The sequence below is a fragment of the Bacillus sp. AY3-1 genome (assembly GCF_008368785.1).
In the GTDB taxonomy this organism is placed as follows: domain Bacteria; phylum Bacillota; class Bacilli; order Bacillales; family Bacillaceae_G; genus Bacillus_A; species Bacillus_A wiedmannii.
Map to the genome: position 1 here is coordinate 637,473 of NZ_QORZ01000016.1, position 19,717 is coordinate 657,189.

25 protein-coding genes and 2 pseudogenes are annotated in these 19,717 nt (G+C 33.9%); 20 read left to right on the forward strand and 7 right to left on the reverse strand.

Annotated elements, in window-relative coordinates:
* Positions 1–14 precede the first annotated feature (14 nt).
* The 7 genes and pseudogenes from DN389_RS14625 (at position 15) to DN389_RS14655 (ending at position 5,788) form a co-directional block, all read left to right on the forward strand.
* Entirely contained in the window at positions 15–368 is a 354-nt protein-coding gene (locus DN389_RS14625) for an MmcQ/YjbR family DNA-binding protein (RefSeq protein WP_033658841.1), read from the forward strand.
* 21 nt (positions 369–389) lie between these two features.
* Positions 390–1,097 carry a class I SAM-dependent methyltransferase gene (locus DN389_RS14630; protein ID WP_060486720.1) on the forward strand — a complete coding sequence of 236 codons (708 nt, stop codon included), beginning with the start codon at positions 390–392 and terminating at the stop codon, positions 1,095–1,097.
* Between the two features lie 65 nt (positions 1,098–1,162).
* Complete coding sequence (locus tag DN389_RS14635) at positions 1,163–1,549, forward strand: ribosomal maturation YjgA family protein (protein WP_097857672.1); 387 nt, start codon at positions 1,163–1,165, stop codon at positions 1,547–1,549.
* Positions 1,550–1,570: 21 nt separating this feature from the next.
* Complete coding sequence (locus DN389_RS14640) at positions 1,571–2,089, forward strand: DNA topology modulation protein (RefSeq protein WP_088081340.1); 519 nt, start codon at positions 1,571–1,573, stop codon at positions 2,087–2,089.
* A 32-nt stretch (positions 2,090–2,121) separates the two neighbouring features.
* A complete protein-coding gene (locus DN389_RS14645; RefSeq protein WP_179874322.1) occupies positions 2,122–2,799 on the forward strand; it encodes a formylglycine-generating enzyme family protein in 678 nt (225 codons plus the stop codon).
* 69 nt (positions 2,800–2,868) lie between these two features.
* Positions 2,869–4,063: pseudogene (locus tag DN389_RS14650) on the forward strand (macrolide family glycosyltransferase).
* A gap of 357 nt (positions 4,064–4,420) precedes the next feature.
* Complete coding sequence (locus tag DN389_RS14655; protein WP_098190789.1) at positions 4,421–5,788, forward strand: lytic polysaccharide monooxygenase; 1,368 nt, start codon at positions 4,421–4,423, stop codon at positions 5,786–5,788.
* Positions 5,789–5,905: 117 nt separating this feature from the next.
* Here the strand turns inward: DN389_RS14655 and DN389_RS14660 are convergent, their stop codons facing one another.
* The 3 genes from DN389_RS14660 to DN389_RS14670 all read right to left on the reverse strand — a co-directional run bounded on the left by DN389_RS14660 (position 5,906) and on the right by DN389_RS14670 (position 7,434).
* Positions 5,906–6,340 carry a GNAT family N-acetyltransferase gene (locus DN389_RS14660; RefSeq protein WP_060486723.1) on the reverse strand — a complete coding sequence of 145 codons (435 nt, stop codon included), beginning with the start codon at positions 6,338–6,340 and terminating at the stop codon, positions 5,906–5,908.
* A 106-nt stretch (positions 6,341–6,446) separates the two neighbouring features.
* Entirely contained in the window at positions 6,447–7,109 is a 663-nt protein-coding gene (gene rpiA / locus DN389_RS14665; protein WP_046959936.1) for a ribose 5-phosphate isomerase A, read from the reverse strand.
* A 4-nt stretch (positions 7,110–7,113) separates the two neighbouring features.
* Positions 7,114–7,434 (reverse strand): 2Fe-2S iron-sulfur cluster-binding protein, encoded by a 321-nt coding sequence (locus tag DN389_RS14670; RefSeq protein ID WP_001125375.1) that lies wholly within the window; start codon positions 7,432–7,434, stop codon positions 7,114–7,116.
* 143 nt (positions 7,435–7,577) lie between these two features.
* On the opposite strand from DN389_RS14670, the gene DN389_RS14675 reads away from it, so the two are divergent.
* Positions 7,578–8,264 (forward strand): RNA polymerase subunit sigma-70, encoded by a 687-nt coding sequence (locus tag DN389_RS14675; protein WP_060486724.1) that lies wholly within the window; start codon positions 7,578–7,580, stop codon positions 8,262–8,264.
* A 21-nt stretch (positions 8,265–8,285) separates the two neighbouring features.
* Positions 8,286–8,867 (forward strand): ATP-dependent Clp endopeptidase proteolytic subunit ClpP, encoded by a 582-nt coding sequence (clpP, locus tag DN389_RS14680; protein WP_000991621.1) that lies wholly within the window; start codon positions 8,286–8,288, stop codon positions 8,865–8,867.
* Positions 8,868–8,911: 44 nt separating this feature from the next.
* Here clpP and DN389_RS14685 read toward each other — a convergent pair whose 3' ends face one another.
* Positions 8,912–9,769 carry a glycine betaine ABC transporter substrate-binding protein gene (locus tag DN389_RS14685; protein WP_048547352.1) on the reverse strand — a complete coding sequence of 286 codons (858 nt, stop codon included), beginning with the start codon at positions 9,767–9,769 and terminating at the stop codon, positions 8,912–8,914.
* Between the two features lie 171 nt (positions 9,770–9,940).
* On the opposite strand from DN389_RS14685, the gene DN389_RS14690 reads away from it, so the two are divergent.
* Positions 9,941–11,146, forward strand: a complete 1,206-nt coding sequence (locus tag DN389_RS14690; protein WP_000370614.1) for a quaternary amine ABC transporter ATP-binding protein — start codon at positions 9,941–9,943, stop codon at positions 11,144–11,146.
* Positions 11,139–11,975, forward strand: coding sequence for an ABC transporter permease (locus tag DN389_RS14695; RefSeq protein ID WP_000095064.1), 837 nt, complete (start codon positions 11,139–11,141; stop codon positions 11,973–11,975). Before DN389_RS14690 ends, DN389_RS14695 begins: the two co-directional genes overlap by 8 nt.
* A gap of 48 nt (positions 11,976–12,023) precedes the next feature.
* On the opposite strand, the gene DN389_RS14700 is transcribed toward DN389_RS14695, so the two are convergent.
* Positions 12,024–12,260 (reverse strand): hypothetical protein, encoded by a 237-nt coding sequence (locus DN389_RS14700; protein WP_000553814.1) that lies wholly within the window; start codon positions 12,258–12,260, stop codon positions 12,024–12,026.
* Between the two features lie 217 nt (positions 12,261–12,477).
* Between DN389_RS14700 and DN389_RS14705 the strand changes: the two genes are divergently transcribed.
* The 6 genes and pseudogenes from DN389_RS14705 to DN389_RS14730 all read left to right on the forward strand — a co-directional run bounded on the left by DN389_RS14705 (position 12,478) and on the right by DN389_RS14730 (position 15,343).
* Positions 12,478–12,645, forward strand: a complete 168-nt coding sequence (locus tag DN389_RS14705; protein ID WP_000509286.1) for a glycine zipper domain-containing protein — start codon at positions 12,478–12,480, stop codon at positions 12,643–12,645.
* Between the two features lie 112 nt (positions 12,646–12,757).
* The gene (locus DN389_RS14710) at positions 12,758–13,237 is read left to right on the forward strand and encodes an HIT family protein (protein ID WP_149237304.1); all 480 of its coding nucleotides are present in this window, start codon (positions 12,758–12,760) and stop codon (positions 13,235–13,237) included.
* Positions 13,215–14,057, forward strand: a complete 843-nt coding sequence (locus tag DN389_RS14715) for a PP2C family serine/threonine-protein phosphatase (RefSeq protein ID WP_149237305.1) — start codon at positions 13,215–13,217, stop codon at positions 14,055–14,057. The genes DN389_RS14710 and DN389_RS14715 overlap by 23 nt, the downstream gene beginning before the upstream one ends.
* Before the next feature lie 17 nt (positions 14,058–14,074).
* Entirely contained in the window at positions 14,075–14,437 is a 363-nt protein-coding gene (locus DN389_RS14720; protein WP_000558206.1) for a DUF4181 domain-containing protein, read from the forward strand.
* A 61-nt stretch (positions 14,438–14,498) separates the two neighbouring features.
* A pseudogene (locus DN389_RS14725) lies at positions 14,499–14,939 on the forward strand (NUDIX domain-containing protein).
* 23 nt (positions 14,940–14,962) lie between these two features.
* A complete protein-coding gene (locus tag DN389_RS14730; RefSeq protein ID WP_060486726.1) occupies positions 14,963–15,343 on the forward strand; it encodes a DUF4181 domain-containing protein in 381 nt (126 codons plus the stop codon).
* Positions 15,344–15,415: 72 nt separating this feature from the next.
* On the opposite strand, the gene DN389_RS14735 is transcribed toward DN389_RS14730, so the two are convergent.
* Both DN389_RS14735 and DN389_RS14740 read right to left on the reverse strand, forming a co-directional pair.
* The gene (locus tag DN389_RS14735; RefSeq protein WP_149237306.1) at positions 15,416–15,934 is read right to left on the reverse strand and encodes a GrpB family protein; all 519 of its coding nucleotides are present in this window, start codon (positions 15,932–15,934) and stop codon (positions 15,416–15,418) included.
* Positions 15,935–15,975: 41 nt separating this feature from the next.
* On the reverse strand, positions 15,976–16,821 hold the full coding sequence (locus DN389_RS14740) for an oxidoreductase (protein WP_218943858.1): 846 nt from the start codon (positions 16,819–16,821) through the stop codon (positions 15,976–15,978).
* 187 nt (positions 16,822–17,008) lie between these two features.
* Between DN389_RS14740 and DN389_RS14745 the strand changes: the two genes are divergently transcribed.
* The 3 genes from DN389_RS14745 (at position 17,009) to acoB (ending at position 19,708) form a co-directional block, all read left to right on the forward strand.
* Positions 17,009–17,488 carry a DinB family protein gene (locus tag DN389_RS14745; protein ID WP_149237307.1) on the forward strand — a complete coding sequence of 160 codons (480 nt, stop codon included), beginning with the start codon at positions 17,009–17,011 and terminating at the stop codon, positions 17,486–17,488.
* A 169-nt stretch (positions 17,489–17,657) separates the two neighbouring features.
* The gene (gene acoA, locus DN389_RS14750; RefSeq protein WP_149237308.1) at positions 17,658–18,656 is read left to right on the forward strand and encodes an acetoin:2,6-dichlorophenolindophenol oxidoreductase subunit alpha; all 999 of its coding nucleotides are present in this window, start codon (positions 17,658–17,660) and stop codon (positions 18,654–18,656) included.
* A 17-nt stretch (positions 18,657–18,673) separates the two neighbouring features.
* Entirely contained in the window at positions 18,674–19,708 is a 1,035-nt protein-coding gene (acoB, locus tag DN389_RS14755) for an acetoin:2,6-dichlorophenolindophenol oxidoreductase subunit beta (protein ID WP_149237309.1), read from the forward strand.
* The last annotated feature ends 9 nt before the right edge of the window (positions 19,709–19,717 follow it).

The window sequence follows — 19,717 nt, forward strand, 5'->3', positions numbered from 1 at the left end:
AGGTGCCAATGAAAATGAATGCAACAAGAACATATTGTTTATCAAAAAGAAAAGCGACTGAAGATTCTCCTGATGGTTGGAATGCAACATGTATGAGGCTTAATAATAAAATATTTGCGATAATAAACCACGAAGAAGGAGAAAAAGCTGCGATTACTTTAAAATGTGATCCAGAACTTGCATTAAGATTAAGAGAAGAGTATCCAGAAGCAATCATTCCGGGGTATCATATGAATAAAAAGCATTGGAATACAGTGTATATACATAAAGATGTAGAGCAAGAGCAAACTAATAAGATGATTGATTGGTCATATGATTTAGTTCTACAATCATTTTCAAAGAAAAAGCAGCAAGAGTTATTAGATTAATATGTATAAGGGGTGGAAGTAATGAAAGACACGATCAAAGATACATATGATAAATTAGCGAGTACATATAAAGAAAATCTAGACTTGGCAAATCCATATAACAGTTATTATGAAAGACCAGCGATGATGGAGATGATTCCAAAGAATTTAGAAGGGAAGAGTATATTAGATGCTGGATGTGCAGCTGGGTGGTATACTACTCAATTTGTAGAAAGAGGAGCAAACGTTACTGCAATTGACGTAAGTTCTGAAATGGTAAAAGCTGCAAAGGAAAGTACGGGCAATAAAGCAACATTTCTTTGTCATGACTTGCAAGAAGTATTACCATTTGAAGATAATACTTTTGATGTTATTGTAAGTTCGTTAACGCTTCATTACTTAGAAAATTGGAATAAAGTATTTCAGGAGTTTCATCGAGTATTGAAGCCAGGTGGCGAATTTATATACTCCATTCATCATCCTTTTATGGATTTTACAAAGTTTACTAGTGAAAATTATTTCGAAAAACAATTATTAGTAGATACTTGGGTTAAACCAAATATTACAATAGAAGTTAGCTTTTTTAGAAGATCACTCCAAGACATAATTAATGAAACAACAAATTATTTTGTGTTAGATAAAATGGTGGAACCGAGGCCGGTTGAAAAAATGAGAGAAGTAAATGAAACATCATATCATTATCTAAATACAAATCCACATTTTCTTATTATGAAAGCCATTAAAAAATAGGTAGTAAAATAATTATATTTTACTACCTATTTACAGTTTTTAATTACATATTAGGAGATTTTGAGATGAATAAGAAACGAAATAGATTATTATATGCGCTATTTACTATAGTTATAATTATTTTAGGTCTTAGCTCAAGAAAGTTAGCTTTTGCGTTACCTCATCTATTAAACGCGTACTTAGGTGATGCTTTATGGGCATTGATGATTTTTACTGGATTCGGATTTTTATTTCCTAAAATAGACACGAAGAAAGTGGCTTTTATTAGTTTGTTATTTTGCTACGGGATTGAATTGAGCCAATTGTACCATGCCGAATGGATAGATAGCATTCGTGCAACAACCTTAGGAGGACTCGTATTAGGTTACGGATTTTTGTGGAGTGATTTAGCTGCTTATACAATTGGTGTTGGGATTGGAATGTTTTGTGAGTTTATGTTAAGGAAGAAATAAAAGATGTAAAAAGGGGTATGTATGAAAAAAATAATATTAATAGGTTCTGGTGGTTCAGGAAAATCTACATTAGCAAGGCAGTTAGGGAATAAATTAAATATTAAAGTACATCATCTTGATGCGTTATTTTGGAAACCGAATTGGAAAGGTGTACCGAAAGAGGAGCAAAGAAAGGTTCAAAATGAATTAGTTAAAGAAGATGAGTGGATTATTGATGGGAATTATGGCGGGACAATGGACATAAGAATTAACGCTGCTGATACAATTATCTTTCTTGATATTCATAGAACAATATGTGTTTATCGTGCTTTTAAAAGGGTTGTACAATATCGGAATAAAACAAGACCGGATATGGGTGCTGGATGTGAAGAAAGGTTTGATTTGCAATTTTTTAAATGGATATGGCAATATCCTAAAACAAAACGACCTTCAATTTTAAAGAGGCTAAATCAATTGAGTAAAGATAAAGATGTTATTATTTTAAAGTCTTCAAATGAAGTAAGACTATTTTTAGAGAAGTACGATACTATAAATAGTTAGATTATAAAAAGAAATAACATGGGGGGATAGAATTGAATAGATTCATTGGCCCGGTTGATTCTAATATGGTGAAAATTCCAGCAGGAAAAGTAGAATTAAGAGATGATCGAATAAAAAAACAATGGCAAGTTCAAGTTAAACCGTTTCTTCTTGCAAAGTATGTTGTAACAGCGGAATTATATTATGCTATTATGAATCTTGCACTAAATGGTAATGAAAATAGTAATAAACCAGTTGTAAATATTTCATGGAATGATGCTACTATATTTTGTAATTTACTTTCCAAAAAAGCGGGATTAAAAGAATATTATTCTATTAGTGAAGATGGTCTAAATGTTAGTTGTAATTTAGATTCAAATGGCTACCGATTACCTTTTGAAGCAGAGTGGCAATATGCGTGTAAGGCAGGAACTACGGGATACATATATGGAGAACTGAAAGAGATTGCTTGGTACAATGAAAATTCAAGTGGACATATTCATGAGGTCGGAAAAAAAGAACCGAATGCATGGGGACTTTACGATATGTTAGGAAACGTTTGGGAATGGTGCTATGATTTATATGATGAACAAGTGTACGGATCATACCGAATTTTCCGCGGCGGTAGCTGGGCTGAAGCAGCTAGAGGTTGCGGTGCGACTTGTCGTCGCCGTAGTCATCCTACATTTCATATAGATGACCTTGGGTTTAGGCTTGCTAGGTCCATTTAGAAGAATAAGACAAAATACCTATAATACTAATGGCAACATAGACAAGATTTAAATTAAGGAGTGTTTAAAGTGGCACGTGTTTTATTCATTAATACTGGATCAGAAGGACATATAAATCCAACATTGCAAGTTGTAGAAGAATTAGTTTCACGTGGGGAAGAGGTAGTTTATTTTTCAATTGAATCTTTTAGAGATCGTATTGAGAGAACGGGTGCTACTGTACGAACAATTGACGAGCAAAAGTTTTTAAAAGCTTTTCTTTCTGGTGGTCGAAATTATTTATCAGAGAGAATAAATGGTCTTTTACATACGGCAGATGTTATTATACCAAATGTTCTTGAACAAATTGAAGGGGAACATTTTGATTACATCATTCATGATTCAATGTTTGGTTGTGGACATATAATTGCTCAAATTCTAAAGCTTCCAGCAATAAATTCTTGTACATCGTTTGCACAGGATGAAAAATCATTTGAAAAAATGTTAGACCACTTGTCTAAAAATATCCCCGTGGAAGTTCAGGATAAGATACATAATGATTTTGAAAGCTTAACGAAGGGAATTGCAGAAAAATATAGTGTTGAAATAAACTCACAGTATGAAGTTTTCTGTAATCCAGCGCCACTTACTATTGTGTATACAATAAAGGAATTCCAACCTTTTGGAGATATGTTTGATGAAACATTTAAATTTGTAGGTCCATCCATCTCTACACAAGTAAAAAATAAAGAGTTTGATATTACTACACTTGAAGAAAAAAGCCCAATTTACATTTCATTAGGTACTGTTTTCAATGAAGCGCTTGATTTTTATAAACTTTGTATGGAAGCGTTCGAGAATAGTGATTATACTATTGTTATGTCTATCGGTAATAAAACAAAAATAAGTGATTTAGGTAATATTCCTAAAAACTTCATTGTGAAAAACTATGTACCACAAACGAAACTACTCGCATATGCAAAGCTATTTATTACACATGGCGGAATGAACAGTACACATGAAGGATTAAATAACGGGATTCCACTCATTGTAATTCCGCAAAGTGCAGATCAACCAGTAATCGCAAAGCAAGTAGAGAATCTAGGAGCTGGGATTAAGTTATCTATAAATGAATTAACTGTGGAACAACTACGTGAAAGTGTAGAATTTGTATTAAATAATCCATCATATAAAGAAGCTGCATTTGAATTTTAAGGAATCTTTCCGAAAATCTGGTGGCTATAAGGAAGCTGCTGATGAGATTTTTACATTTATAGATCAGTAATAAATGGAAGATTATACATGAGAAAAGTGTCTATATGAAATGGTATAGACACTCTTCTTTTATATGAAGCGGAGAATTCGTTGTTTTGAAAGGTTAAATATTCTGTTTTATAAATTCGGACCATAGTTTTACGTGTTACTAATGCTTTCATCATTTCTGCACAACTTCTGCACATACTTTGATGATTTCTATGTCATGATATATTCATCAAGTGAAATATTTCACAAGAAATGAAATATATTTTCACTGCGGTGTATGCATAATTAACACATACATCGATACAAAATTGTCTCTTGTTATTCTTTTACATCGAAGCCCACATTACACTACAAAGTATAACAAGAAGGGGACAGGAACATGAATAATCGATTATTAAAACAACTACAAAACATGAAAATGAACAAAAAAAGTCTAGGAGCTGTTGCATTAACAGCTGGAATTATTGGCACGACACTTATTCCTCAAAACGCATATGCGCACGGTTTTGTTGAAAAGCCTAGCAGCCGATCTGCTTTATGTAGTCCAACCTATGGTGCACTAAATGCAAACTGTGGAAGTGTTATGTATGAACCACAAAGTTTGGAAGCTCCAAAAGGGTTCCCGCAAGCTGGCCCAGTTGATGGCCAAATCGCTTCTGCAGGTGGTAAATTTGGTGGTGTTTTAGATCAACAAACAGCTGATCGTTGGTTTAAAAATATAATCACAGGCGGGGAAAATACTTTTACTTGGAAATATACAGCGCCGCACTTAACGAGCAAATGGCATTACTATATTACAAAAAAAGGATGGAATCCAAATAAAGCGCTCACAAGAGCAGATTTTGAAACAATTGGAACTGTACTACATGATGGTTCTGCAGCCTCAAATCATTTAACTCACAAAATCAATGTACCTACTGATCGAAGTGGATATCATGTGATTTTAGCAGTATGGGATGTAGCTGATACAGCAAATGCATTCTATAATGTAATTGATGTTAATCTTATCAATGATGTGAAACCAGATATAGAAGCTCCAAGTACTCCAAATGGAATTCAGACACAAAAAGTAACAGCGAATAGTATAGAACTAAGGTGGAACGCTTCTACGGATAATGTAGGGGTAAAAGGGTATCAAATCTTCCGTAACGGAGAGATGATTGATACAGTACCAGGAACTCATTTTATTGATAAAAAATTACAACCAAGTACAAAATACTCTTATACTGTAAAAGCTATTGACGCAGCTGGAAATGTCTCGAAAGAAAGTGCAGCGCTTACAGTAAAAACAACAGTTGAGGCGCCTGATACAGAAGTACCAACACAACCAAAAGGATTACATAGTATGGGAACGACAGCGTCAAGTGTAGATCTAATGTGGAGTCCCTCTGACGATAATATTGGTGTAGACCATTACGATATTTATAGAGAAACAGAAGGATCATTGAAAAAAATTGCAACATCCAATACGACTTCTTATATGGATAAAAATTTACTTCCTAATACTACTTATAAATATGTAGTGAAAGCTGTTGATGTAGCTGGAAATGAATCTGTACAGAGTGATATATTCACAATTACTACAAAAACTGAAAGCGCTTCATATAAAGAGTGGAATGCAAAGAAAGCATATGAAAAGGGAGATAGAGTTCTACACGAGGGAAAAGTATATGAAGCTGTCCAGAGTTATCAAGGAAATGGGGATCCAAACTGGATTTATGCCTTATCATTATGGAAAACAGTGTAAGCTTTACCTAGATATGAACTAAGAGATGATGGGCTTTGATGCAAAAGAAAATCTTGAGAATTCACTTTTCTATTTATAAAAAAGGGTAGTATATAAATTCATATACTACCCTTTTTATTATGATAGTACTTTCGTCATAATAACGTGCGGAATACCATCTTCAATAAATACATCAGAAGAAGTTTGATAATCTAATTTTTTATAAAATCCTTCAGCTTGTGTTTGACCGTGTAGTTTTACTTTTGTAGCTTCTTTGTCACGAGCAATTTCTTCTAGCGCTTTGATTATTACTTTTCCTAATCCGTATTTACGATAGTCTTTTAAAATACAGATGCGTTCTAATTTTCCTGCACCGTCAACAAATCGTATACGACCTGTACCTACAGGAAGATCGTTATAATAAACTAAAATATGTTTGCATTTCTCACCAATTTTATCGAATGTATCGAATTCATCTTCAAGAGGGACATTTTGTTCTTTTACAAATACTTCTTTTCGAATATGAAAGGCAGTTTCTAAATCTGTAAGTTCTGTTATGATTTTGGAGTGCAAATTGTTCAGCCCTTTCTAGTGTGATGTGCTTTTGTTTTCATAGTATATCATAATGATACACAATACAGAGAAAATATAAAAAGCTGACTGTAAGAGTCAGCTTTCATTATAGTTCCTTTATCCCGTTTTTTGTTCCAATAATTGCCTTACTAGTCATATTAACAAACAACCCTGTTTCAACTACACCTGTAATCATTTTTAATTGAGTGTGTAAATTGGTAGGATTAGTTATGTTATGAGGGAATATACAATCAATAATCATGTTATTGTTATCGGTAATAAATGTTTCATTATTTTTTAAACGTAACGTTGTTTGACAACCTAAAGATTGAATTTTCCTTTCGGTTTGTTTCCATGAAAAAGGTATAATTTCAACAGGTAATGGGAAAGTACCTAAATGTGTTACAAGTTTCGATTCATCAGCAATAATAATTAGTTCTTTGGAGGAAGTGGCAACAATTTTCTCGCGAAGTAATGCGCCACCACCACCTTTTATAAGCTGTAAATTAGCATCAATTTCATCCGCTCCATCAATTGTAAGATCAAGACTTTGTATGTCGTTTAACGAAATTAGAGAGATATTTAGTTGTTTAGCTAATACTTCCGTTTCTTTTGACGTTGGTACAGCTTGAAATGATAAGCCTTCTTTTACACGCTCACCTAATTTTTGTATCGTCCAATATACAGTAGAACCTGTACCAAGTCCAACTTTCATCCCATCTTTTACAAGGTTAGCAGCATATTCACCAGCGAGCTGTTTTAAATTCAGCATATTATTCTGCTGGACGTGGGCCTGCATCTAGACCTGAATTTTCCACTGTAAGTATAGGACGAACGACTATATCTTTATGTACGTGCATTTGGCATGATAAACGTAAGTGATCTTCAATTCCTTTTTCCGTAATTGCATTTTTTTCATTAGAACTTGCTTCACAAAACTCACCTGCTATAATTTCTACTCTACAAGTTGTGCAGCGTGCTTTCCCACCGCAGCGATGGAGAATGTGTACACCGTTATCTTCGATCGCTAATACTAACTTTGTGCCTTCTTTTACATCAAAAGTTCCCGCACCTTCAATTGTTAATTTTGGCAAATTTGTTCCTCCTCACGTAAAATTGTACATAACATATTTATGACCGCGAATTATTGAACATAAACATAATTTTTTTATATGCCCCGTAACTTTTTTATTTGTTTAATCGTTAATTAAGTAAGCGCTGAAAAGGAGTGGTTATTTTGTGCACAAAAGTAACTCATATTTTAAAGAATCATATCGATATGAATCATTCAAATATAAACTTTTTAATTGAGCAATATGGAGAATTGAAAAGGTACTGTACATTTTTAACGAAAAACAAATGGGACGGCGAAGATCTTGCTCAAGAAACAGTTTGTAAAGTTCTTCAAAAATATAGTAATAAAGATATTTGTATGACGCTTGTATATAAAATAGCTAGAAATCGCTGGATAGACCAGATGAAATCAAAATCAGTCCATGAAAAAATAAAGGAACAAATTATTTTTGATGCCCCACAAGAGAACATTGCAGATTTGCATGAAATGGTAGGGAAAGTATTATCGTCATTAAATGTACAACAATCCACAATTTTATTATTAAAAGATGTTTTTCAATATAGTATCGCTGATATTGCTAAAGTATGTTCCGTATCAGAAGGTGCAGTAAAAGCCTCTTTATTTCGGAGTAGAAATAGGCTGAAAACTGTAAGCGAAGAAGGGATAGAGATTGTCGAATTCACAGATGATATTGAAGTTGTAGTAACGTCTATTCGTGAGGAGAGACCAGAATTATTAACGAAACTCCTTCCGACAATAGATTTTACTAAGTTACCATCTATACAGCCAGTCTTATTGTTTTATGCGAAAAACCCTTCTTCCTACAGTTGTATGCTTTGCGTTGCATAACAATTATTGGAGGGATTTAAAATGAATGCAATTCCATATGTAGTAGAACAAACGAAATTAGGAGAACGTTCCTATGATATATATTCAAGGTTATTAAAAGATCGTATTATTATTATCGGTTCAGAAATAAATGATCAAGTAGCGAGTAGTGTCGTAGCTCAATTATTATTTTTAGAAGCGGAAGATGCAGAGAAAGATATATATTTATACATCAATAGCCCAGGTGGTTCAACAACAGCGGGTTTTGCCATATTAGATACGATGAATCTCATTAAACCAGATGTACAAACGCTATGCATGGGATTTGCAGCATCATTTGGTGCATTGTTATTATTATCAGGTGCAAAAGGAAAACGGTTTGCGCTCCCTAACAGTGAAATTATGATTCATCAGCCACTTGGTGGTGCGCAAGGCCAGGCAACAGAAATTGAAATAACAGCGAAAAGAATACTAAAGTTAAAGCGTGATATTAATAAAATGATTGCAGAAAAAACGGGGCAATCGATTGAAAGAGTAGCACATGATACAGAAAGAGATTATTTTATGACTGCTGAAGAAGCGAAAGAATATGGGATTGTAGATGATGTTGTTACGAAAAAATAAGATAAAACAGGCTAGAGGAATAGCATATCCTCTAGCCTGTTTTATTAATCTTTTACCCATTCATCAACTAGCGCTTGATTCTTTTCAATCCATTTGCGCGCCGCTTCTTCAGGGTCTTTCGTTTTATTTAACATGACCATTAATGTACCAAGTTGTTCATCGTTCATTTTCCATTTGTCAAAGTATTTCACGATATCTGGATAATCTTTTTCGAAACCTTTACGAACAGAGTAATAAATATCATCTTTTTCACCATATACTTTCTTAGGGTCTTTTAAATATTTTAAGTCAAATTCTGAAAAGCCCCAATGCGGATTCCAAAGCGTAACAGCGATTGGTTTCTTTTTCGTATATGCTTTCTTTAATTCACTCATCATCGCAGCTTCAGAAGATTGGACAAGTTTTAGTTTAATATCATATTCCTTCATCGCTTTATTTGTTAAATTCATAAGACTACTACCGGGTTCGATACCGACAATTTTGTTATCTAGTTCATCTTTATGAGCATTTAAATCCTCAATACTGTTAATGTTTTTCATATAAGAAGGGACGACAAGGCCAAGTCCAGTACCTTCATACCATTTTGATTTTAAGACTATATCATCTTTATAACGAGCATTTAGCGGTTTATCCGTAACAGGTAGCCATACTTCTAAATTAGCATCAACATCACCGCGAGCAACGCCAGTCCAAATTGCAGCTTTTTCTAAGTACATGAGCTCAACTTTGTAACCTTTTTGTTCTAATAAAACTTTCCACATGTTTGCCGTTGCAATGTTTTCTTTCCAACTTGTTACACCAAGTTTAATTTTTCCTTTCGAATTTGCATTTGTTGCATTACATGAAGAGAATATCATAGTAATAAATAATGCAAGGCATATAAGCCATATTTTCTTTTTCATCGAAACCCTCCTAAGAAATGTTTGCCTTTTTAAATAAATGTATAAGTAAGCATTCTTATTATGAACGGAAACGCGAATTTTAAAGAAATCTTATGAATGTCATTTTTATGTAATATTTCTTTGTAAAATCGCAACACTATATGAATAGATGGGTAGAAAAGGAGTAGTGACATGGATAATACAAAGGTGCGTGTTGAAAACGTAACAAAAGTATTTGGGAAACACCCGCAAAGAGCGCTGTCTTTATTAAAAGAAGGAAAAAGCAAATCGGAAATTTTGAAAGAGACAGGAATGAACGTTGGTGTAAAAAAGGCAACCTTTGAAGTATATACTGGAGAGATTTTCGTTATTATGGGTTTGTCTGGTAGCGGGAAATCTACGTTAGTTCGGATGTTAAACCAATTAATTAAACCAACAGCGGGGCATATATACATAGATGGTGAAGATATCGCAACGATGGGAAAAGAAGAGTTGCGAAGAGTGAGAAGAACGAAGATGAGTATGGTGTTTCAAAAGTTCGCTTTATTTCCACATCGTACAGTGATACAAAATGTTGCGTACGGGTTAGAAATTCAAGGAGTTCCAGTAGAGGAACGAGAGAATAAAGCGTTAGAATCGCTACAGTTAGTAGGACTTGATCATCATAAAGATAATTATCCAAGTCAACTTAGTGGCGGTATGCAGCAACGTGTTGGAATCGCAAGGGCATTAACAAATAATCCAGATGTATTGTTAATGGATGAGTCATTTAGTGCATTAGACCCACTGATTCGAAAAGAAATGCAAGATGAGCTGTTAGAATTACAAGATAAAATGGAGAAAACAATTATTTTTATTACACATGATTTAGATGAAGCTCTTCGAATTGGAGATCGTATCGCATTAATGAAAGATGGAGAGATTGTCCAAATTGGAACACCGGAAGAAATTATGATGAGTCCTGCCAATGAATTTGTAGAGAAATTCGTAGCGGATGTAAATTTAGGAAAAGTAATCACGGCGGAATCTATATTAAAACGACCGGAGACTTTATTAATTGATCGTGGACCGCGTGTAGCACTTCAAATTATGAGGAACGCTGGCGTTTCTACTGTGTATGTTGTTAACAAAAAGTATGAGTTTTTAGGGATATTAACGGCAGATGATGCGAGTAAAGCCGTTCAAAAACAGTGGCCAATTGCTGATTTATTACTTACCGATATCCCGCATGTGTATTTAGATACTTTACTTGAAGAAACGTATGCGAAAATGGCGGAGATGAAATATCCGTTACCAGTAATTGATGAGAAGAAAAGGCTTAGAGGAATTATTAAACGCGAAAGTGTCATTCAAGCTCTTGCAGGTAATATTGAGGAAGAGGTGAAAGACGATGAGTAGTATACCACGTATTCCATTAGGGGAATGGGTCGATTCATTTGTTGCAAGTTTATATGAGCACCTTGAAGGCTTATTCCGAGGATTCTCTTATATTATCGGTGGATTCGTTGATTTACTCACTAATTTTTTAACAATAATACCGGCCATATTGATGATTATTATCCTTTGTTTCCTCATTTGGTACACAACGAGAAAGGTATCTTTAATTATTTTTACACTGATCGGTTTATTATTTATTTTAAATATTAACTACTGGGCACAGACGATGCAAACATTAGCACTTGTACTTACGTCTGTTATTATTTCAATTATTGTAGGAATCCCAATCGGAATTTTAGCTTCTCAAAATGAACGATTCTCAAAATTTTTAAAACCGACATTAGACTTTATGCAAACAATGCCGGCTTTCGTATATCTTATTCCTGCAATTACATTTTTCGGAGTAGGTGTAGTGCCTGGGATTATCGCATCCGTAATCTTTGCAATGCCACCGACAATTCGTTTTACTGACTTAGGAATTAGACAAGTTCCAGAAGATTTAATTGAAGCAGCGAATGCGTTTGGCTCTACCGCATCACAAAAATTATTTAAAGTACAATTACCACTCGCAACTGGAACAATCATGGCTGGTGTGAACCAAAGTATAATGCTTTCTTTATCGATGGTAGTAACAGCATCTCTTGTAGGAGCACCAGGTCTTGGAGTTGATGTATACCGCTCTGTAACACAAGTTAATATTGGAATGGGATTTGAAGCCGGACTAGCTATTGTTGTCATTGCGATTATATTAGACCGCATTACACAAGGATTTCATCAAAAAAGAAGATAAAAGGAAAACACACTTTATTATACAAAGTGTGTTTTTTTGTTCAAAAAATTACATACGAACGATAACAGAACCGCCAGCTGGTGTGCAAACTTGGTTTTGTTGTTGTTCCATTGATTTAATTAATTGATTATTTTCGTCGATTAATGAGATTAGTTTCGCTAATTGACTTTCAAGACTTGCAATACGCTGCATCATATATTGTGAATCATGATGTAATGTATTCCTTACGGGATGGGGGGAATAAACATATTGTTGATTCATATTTGGATTCCAATAAGGATGCATTTAAATCGTTCCTCCTTAAATAAATTACGGATCTTTCTTATAGTAAATGCCTATGTATAATTAATGGTTACATGAAATTTTTTTATGATAAAAGGAGTATGTACATAAAATGGAAAATATTATATGTGAAGTTATAGTGCATTTTTTGGAAATATTGAAACGAGATAGTGCATATATTAATACATTCAAGTAAATGTATGTTATTTAGGGAGAAATGATGGGAGGAAATGCAATTTTGGCTAAAAATAAAAAAAGAAATGATGCTTTGGCAATAGGTGTCGGTATAGGGGTTGTAATTGGTGTATTTCAAGGGCACTTTACAAATAATTTAGTAATCGGAATTGTGATTGGGATTATAATTGGGATTGCGTTTTTGAAGAAATAATGAGGTGTAAATTCATTTCAAAAATTGCTGTATCAAAAGAATGAAAATTCGGAATATCAAACCTGTTTTTCCTTTTTTTGTGATATTATATATAAAAAGGATGGTGATGGATATGTCAACAAACAATCAAGTAGAACAAAACTGCTTCATTTGCGAAAAACATAAAGGAAATATTATAGTTCCAGGTGGAGCTATTTACGAAGATGAACTCGTTTACGTTGGACATGTCCTCTGGGATAGTGAAGAAACATACCTTGGTTATGTAATGATAGATATAAAAAGACATATACCTGGTCTTGCTGAACTAACAGATGAGGAAGCGAAAACGTTCGGACTTATAACAAGTAGAGTAAGTAAAGCGTTAAAAGAAAGCGAAGGTGCAGAGCATATTTACACTTTTGTTTCAGGAAATGGTGTACCACATATGCACATGCACATTATTCCGCGTTATCCGAATACACCAAAAGAGTTTTGGTCACCAACTGAAGTAGCGAAATGGACTGATGCGCCATATGGTGACGAAGAGAAAATTAAAAAAATATGTGAAAGAATACGAAAGTATATGGTAAATGAGTATGCATACAACAAATAATAGACAATATTCATGGGTTGGAAATACAGAAATGTGTTTAGGAGAAATTTCAGTTAAACAATATGGTGACATTGTACTTGGAAAATACGGCGGGAATATAAGCGCCGGAGCAAAAAAGAACGAAGATGGTGCGTTAGTTTGGTCAAATGGTGATTGGGAATTAGCAGCTATTTTAGATGGACATAATAGTGCGGAAAGTGTTGATTTAGTAGTAAATACAATCCAAAAAGAATATGAAAATATAAAAGTAATGATGAATGAATCGATTGATACAGTATTTCGATCTGTTGAAAATCATCTACTTACAATCTTTCAATCCCTCTCATTTAAAGAAAAGTGCAAAAGAGTAAAAGGGGAAACAGCGTGCTTAATATGTGTAAGAAAAGAAAACTACATATGGTGGTTATCTATTGGTGATTGTTTAGTTTATGTATTTCATGAAGAGTTACATAAGTTAGGACAATATGCATTAAATCAACGTCATTTTTACGAATGGATTGGAAATATAAACACATTTAATTTACCAGTCCCTTGCTATTCAACAGGAATTCGTGAATTACGTGCTGGAAAGAATCGAATTGTAATAGTCACAGATGGGGTATTAGAATGCGGGGAACGTCATTATGAAACACCATTGAATCTGTATAATGATATGAACGAAAGTAATGTAGAACTAAAAGAAAATGTTCATAATGTTTTAGAACACGTTCATCAGCAATTAGGGAGAGATAGTGCGACTATTATTAGTTGGGACGTAGAGAACAAAATGAGTACTACGTATCCGAGTGATCAGCCGGAGAAAATCCAGACGATAAGATAAAGGAGGTGATCTCTCTAATGCATGTGAAAGTAATTGTATTAGTTTTATGGATCATATTCTTATTTGTTTTAGAAAATATAGTGAGAAAAAGGCTAAATATACCGAAACAAAAAGGATGGAATAATAAATATGTAAATAAGCTGCATAAATGGGGAAACAGGATTATTATTTTTTCATATATAGTAGTTATAATTATATGTTCTTCTCTTTCGAACCCTCTATACATGGGCTTCCTACCCTTTCTGTTTTTAATTACGTTGTATAGTTTCGAATCATATATGGAATGGAAATATGATAGAGAATCAAGGGAGTTTTTGATGTCCTTAGGCGGAGTTGTATCACTATTGATAACGGGGATAATTCTATATTTCCTTATTTAATACGTATTGATTAAGACACTATGGCAATATCACAAAATGAGCAATTATAAGGAGAGAAGAAATGAAAAGTCCTCGATTACGTGCTGAAGTAATGATTTTAAATGAAGATCATTCTAACGTACTTGTACAATGTGATTTAAGAGAAACATTTTATCGTTTTCCAGGAGGTTACATTGAATTTGGTTAAACAGCAAAAGAAGCAATAGTAAGAGAATTAATAGAAGAATACAATTTGAAGATTGATGTTCAAGAATTGGCCGTAGTAAATGAACATATTTTCGAGTGGGACAACGAAAAAGGACATCATTGTACATTGATACATAGGGGAATTGTTAAAGACCGGGGAATAAATGAAATTAGACATAAAGAATATGAGGATATTATATTAATTTGGAAAAATATAAATGAATTAAAGGAGAGGTCCACATATCCTGAAGGAATTGTAAGTTATTTAGAAGAGAATAAACGTAATATAGTCCACTCTATTTCTAAAAATAAATAAAGTAATAAGAGGGGGGGATAACAATGGGTATTTCTACAATCTTGATTATTATTATTGGACTGGCTATAGGTGGTTACTTTTTAGAACAGTGTTTAAGAATAAAATTAAATATGGAGAAAAGAGGCTTCTTCGGATATAAACATGTGAATAGTTTACATGTAAAAATAGAAATAGGACTTATTATTATTTATATAATAGGTAGTTGTTATTATATGTTTAAATTTGAAAACTCTAAAATGGCTTATGTCATGTTCATTTATTTAGGGATATCATCGACTTTAAGAGCATGGATGGAATGGAAGTATGATAGAGAATCAAAAGAATATATACTCTCGATAACGGGAATGGTTGCATTTATATTGATGCTCTCAATACTAGTTTATTTCGTTCCACCTGCTGCATAATAAGGTGATTATTGATGGTACAAATCAAGAGTTAACTAATAAATAAGAAACCATTGAGTAGTAAATGGTTTCTTATTTAAATTTATCATTTATTTTAGCTATAATAGATGTAACGAAATTTGTTTTATCCTCAGCATATTTATGTTTATCATTAGGATTAGCTTGTGAAAGTTGAATCTTTAACTGTTCATACTGTATACGAGAAGTTTTGTTGTCAATTAAGTAATCTCTGAATTGTAATTGTTCTATTAAATATGTATTTCCTTGTTCATACATATGAATTTGATGAGTTCGTGGTTCTCCTTTATTAAAATAATATCGTTCAGGTAGTACATCTTTTCTGTATTTATAGTTTAGCAGTTCTAACTTTTTAATACATGTTAAACCGTCCGTATAATCTTCTAATTCGATTGCAATATCAATAATTGGCTTTGCACTTAAATGTGGAATAGAGGTACTACCAATATGGTGTATTGCTAAAATATGTTCGCCAATTTGTTCCTCAATGAATTGTTTCTCTTTCATAAATTCAATTTCCCATTGTTCAGTCCACGGAACTAAAAACACTTTTCCATACGGTAAACCTAACATTTAATTAGCACCTCTTTCACAATGTTTATCAAAAAAGTTAACTACATTTTCTTAAAGGTTCTCAATACAAGGTATTCCCACAATCTCCAAGGAAGAATCCTCTTCGCAAAGATCATAAATTTTACACCTTTTCCAATTGGATATCGTAAATTCGTACGCTTAGATTCAGCAATTTCTACAATTTTATTAGAAACATCTATCGGATTACCAAATGTATCGCTGCCGCTATTAATATGTTTTTGTATTTTATCCATATATTCTTTGTAAGGAGAAGTAGTTTCAGATTGGTTTGTAGCTAGTTGTTTACCCACTTCCCATATATTCGTGTTATAAGAACCTGGTTCCACTAATATAACATCTATTCCGAACGGTTTTACTTCTAAATGAAGTGATTCACTCCAGCCTTCTAACGCATATTTTGAAGAAACGTAAGGAGATAGACCAGGGAATCCAACTTGACCACTAATGCTGCTTATATTTATGATTTTTCCACTTTTTTGTTCTCTCATATAAGGTAATACAAGTTGAGTAATTGATATAGCTCCAAAAAGGTTCGTTTCAAATTGTTTACGGTATTCCTCTACTGGAATTTCTTCTACAAAGCCCCCATGTGCATATCCTGCATTATTAATGAGAAGATCTACTCTATTTATTTCTTTTAAAAATAATTGAAAGTTATGTATAGAGTTTTGATCGGTTACATCTAATGGTTGAATTTTGATGTTTTGTTGTAAGTTCAGTTTAGTAGCTTGAGATATTAAATCTTCTTGTTTATTAAGGTTTCGCATTGTAGCTATGACTAAATAGTCTTTTTTCGCAAGCTCAAGTGTTGTTAAAAGACCGAAACCACTTGAAGCCCCGGTTATAACTGCGATTTTTTTATCCATTTTCCGCCAGCTTTCTTTTTCTTTTATCATAACGAGTTATGATAAGAAAATCTATTATTCTTACATTCGTTTTGAGAGCAATACCCGTTAATTCTATATTCTATGAGATTTTTAAAAAAGGGAATTATAAAGACTCAGCGTATATAGAGAAGTGAGTATGAATATGTTAATGAAATGAGGGAAAAAAATGGCCCATGTAAAAGATGTATTAGCAGATCAATTATTGGCGAATGCGAACGATCCTAGTTGGTATATTCCATTTTCGGATGCAGTGAAAGATCTATCTGAGAGAGAAGCTTTCTGGAAACCGAATGAAGAGAGTAATAGTATAGCTGAAATTGTACAACATTTACTGTATTGGAACTCAACGTGGCAAACTAGATACAAAGAATCGAATGTGAATGCCGTGCCCGCTATTGGTGATAATAACAAAAGTTTTATGCTTTCAAATAATCAAACCTTCGATGAGTTGAGAGAAAAACTACTAGAGAAACTGTTACAATGGCAAAAGCTTATAAATGAACAGAAGGTTGAAAGTGATGTCGTTGGATTTCCTGTTTCCGCAAAATGGTGGGAAATATTAGCGAATGTAACAACTCATAACGCTTATCATATTGGTCAAATTATTTACATCCGGAAGTTACAGAAGAGTTTTGAGAATGAATAAGATAATCATTCTAACATTAAGTGAACAAAAGTGGACAAAACGAGACATATGTCTCATTTTGTCCACTTTTTTATTTCTAAAGGAAAGAGAAAACCGATGAAATCAATGATTAGAATTTGGCACAGTACTTGCAATATAAAAGATGAACAAGAAAATAGGAGGGCTGGACATGTTAAAAACAACTGAAAGTAAAGGGAATGAAATTACGAAAGAACAAGCTCGTTGGATGTATGAAAAAATGTTAGAGATTCGTAAGTTTGAAGATAAGGTGCATGAATTATTCGCCCAAGGCGTTCTGCCAGGTTTCGTTCATTTATACGCAGGTGAAGAAGCGGTAGCAGTTGGTGTATGTGCCCACTTAACGGATCGTGACAGTATTACAAGTACGCATAGAGGACATGGACATTGTATCGCAAAAGGCTGTGATTTAAACGGGATGATGGCTGAACTTTTCGGGAAAGTGACAGGGTTATGTAAAGGTAAAGGTGGTTCCATGCATATTGCCGATTTAAATAAAGGAATGCTTGGTGCAAATGGGATTGTAGGCGGAGGTTTTCCACTTGCTTGCGGCTCAGCATTAACAGCTAAATATAAAGGAACGAAAGATGTAAGTGTTTGCTTCTTCGGTGACGGAGCAAATAATGAAGGGACATTTCACGAAGGGGTTAACTTAGCAGCGATTTGGAAGTTACCAGTTATTTTTATCGCCGAAAATAACGGTTACGGTGAAGCAACGACATTTGAATATGCGTCAAGTTGTGATTCCATTGCAAATCGAGCAAAAGCTTATAATATTCCAGGTATTCAAGTGGATGGAAAAGATTTACTTGCAGTATATAAAGCCGCGGAAGAAGCAGTAGAACGTGCGCGTAATGGTGGTGGTCCAACAATAATTGAATGTATGACATATCGCAATTACGGTCATTTCGAAGGTGAAGCACAAACGTATAAAACTTCAGAAGAAAAAGAAGAACATTTAAATGAAAAAGATGCGATTGTGAATTTCCGTAAGCATTTAATTCATGAAGCGCTATTAACTGAATCTGAACTTGTCGATATGGAAAAGGCAGTAGATGAAGCAGTGCAAAGATCAATTGAATTTAGTGAAAATAGTCCATATCCAGAGGATGAAGAATTATTAAAAGATGTATACGTTTCTTACAAATAAGAGGAGGGTGAAAAATAATGATTAGAACAGTAAGTATGTCAACTGCAATTAATGAAGCAATGAAAATATCAATGCGTCGTGATGAAAATGTAATTTTAATCGGAGAAGATGTTGCAGGCGGTGCACAAGTTGATCACTTGCAAGACGATGAAGCATGGGGCGGTGTACTCGGTGTTACGAAAGGCCTTGTACAAGAATTTGGCCGAAATCGTATTTTAGATACACCTATTTCAGAAGCGGGTTATATGGGGGCGGCGATGGCAGCTGCTGCAACAGGATTACGTCCGATTGCTGAATTAATGTTTAATGACTTTATAGGTAGTTGCCTTGATCAAGTATTAAACCAAGGCGCAAAGTTCCGCTACATGTTCGGTGGTAAAGCGAAAGTACCAGTTACAGTACGTACGATGCATGGTGCTGGTTTTAGCGCAGCGGCACAGCATTCACAAAGTTTATATGCGTTATTTACGAGCATTCCAGGTATAAAAGTTGTCGTTCCTTCTACTCCGTATGACGCAAAAGGCTTATTATTAGCAGCAATTGAAGATGACGATCCAGTTATCTTCTTTGAAGATAAAACACTTTACAATATGAAAGGCGAAGTACCAGAAGAATACTATACAATCCCATTAGGGAAAGCAGATATTAAACGTGCAGGTTCTGATGTAACAATCGTCGCAATTGGAAAACAAGTTCATACAGCACTTGCAGCTGCAAAGCAATTATCGAAAAAGGGACTTGAAGTAGAAGTAATTGATCCACGTTCTTTATCACCACTGGATGAAGATACGATTTTAGCATCTGTTGAAAAAACGAATCGCCTAATTGTTATTGACGAAGCAAATCCAAGATGTAGTATCGCAACGGATATTGCAGCAATTGTAGCGGATAAAGGATTCGATTTGTTAGATGCACCTATTAAACGAATTACAGCACCACATACACCAGTTCCGTTCTCTCCACCACTTGAAAAGTTATATTTACCAACGCCGGAAAAAGTAATTGAAACTGTATCAGAAATGATCGGAGACCAATCTTTATTACATGTGTAATGAAACGAT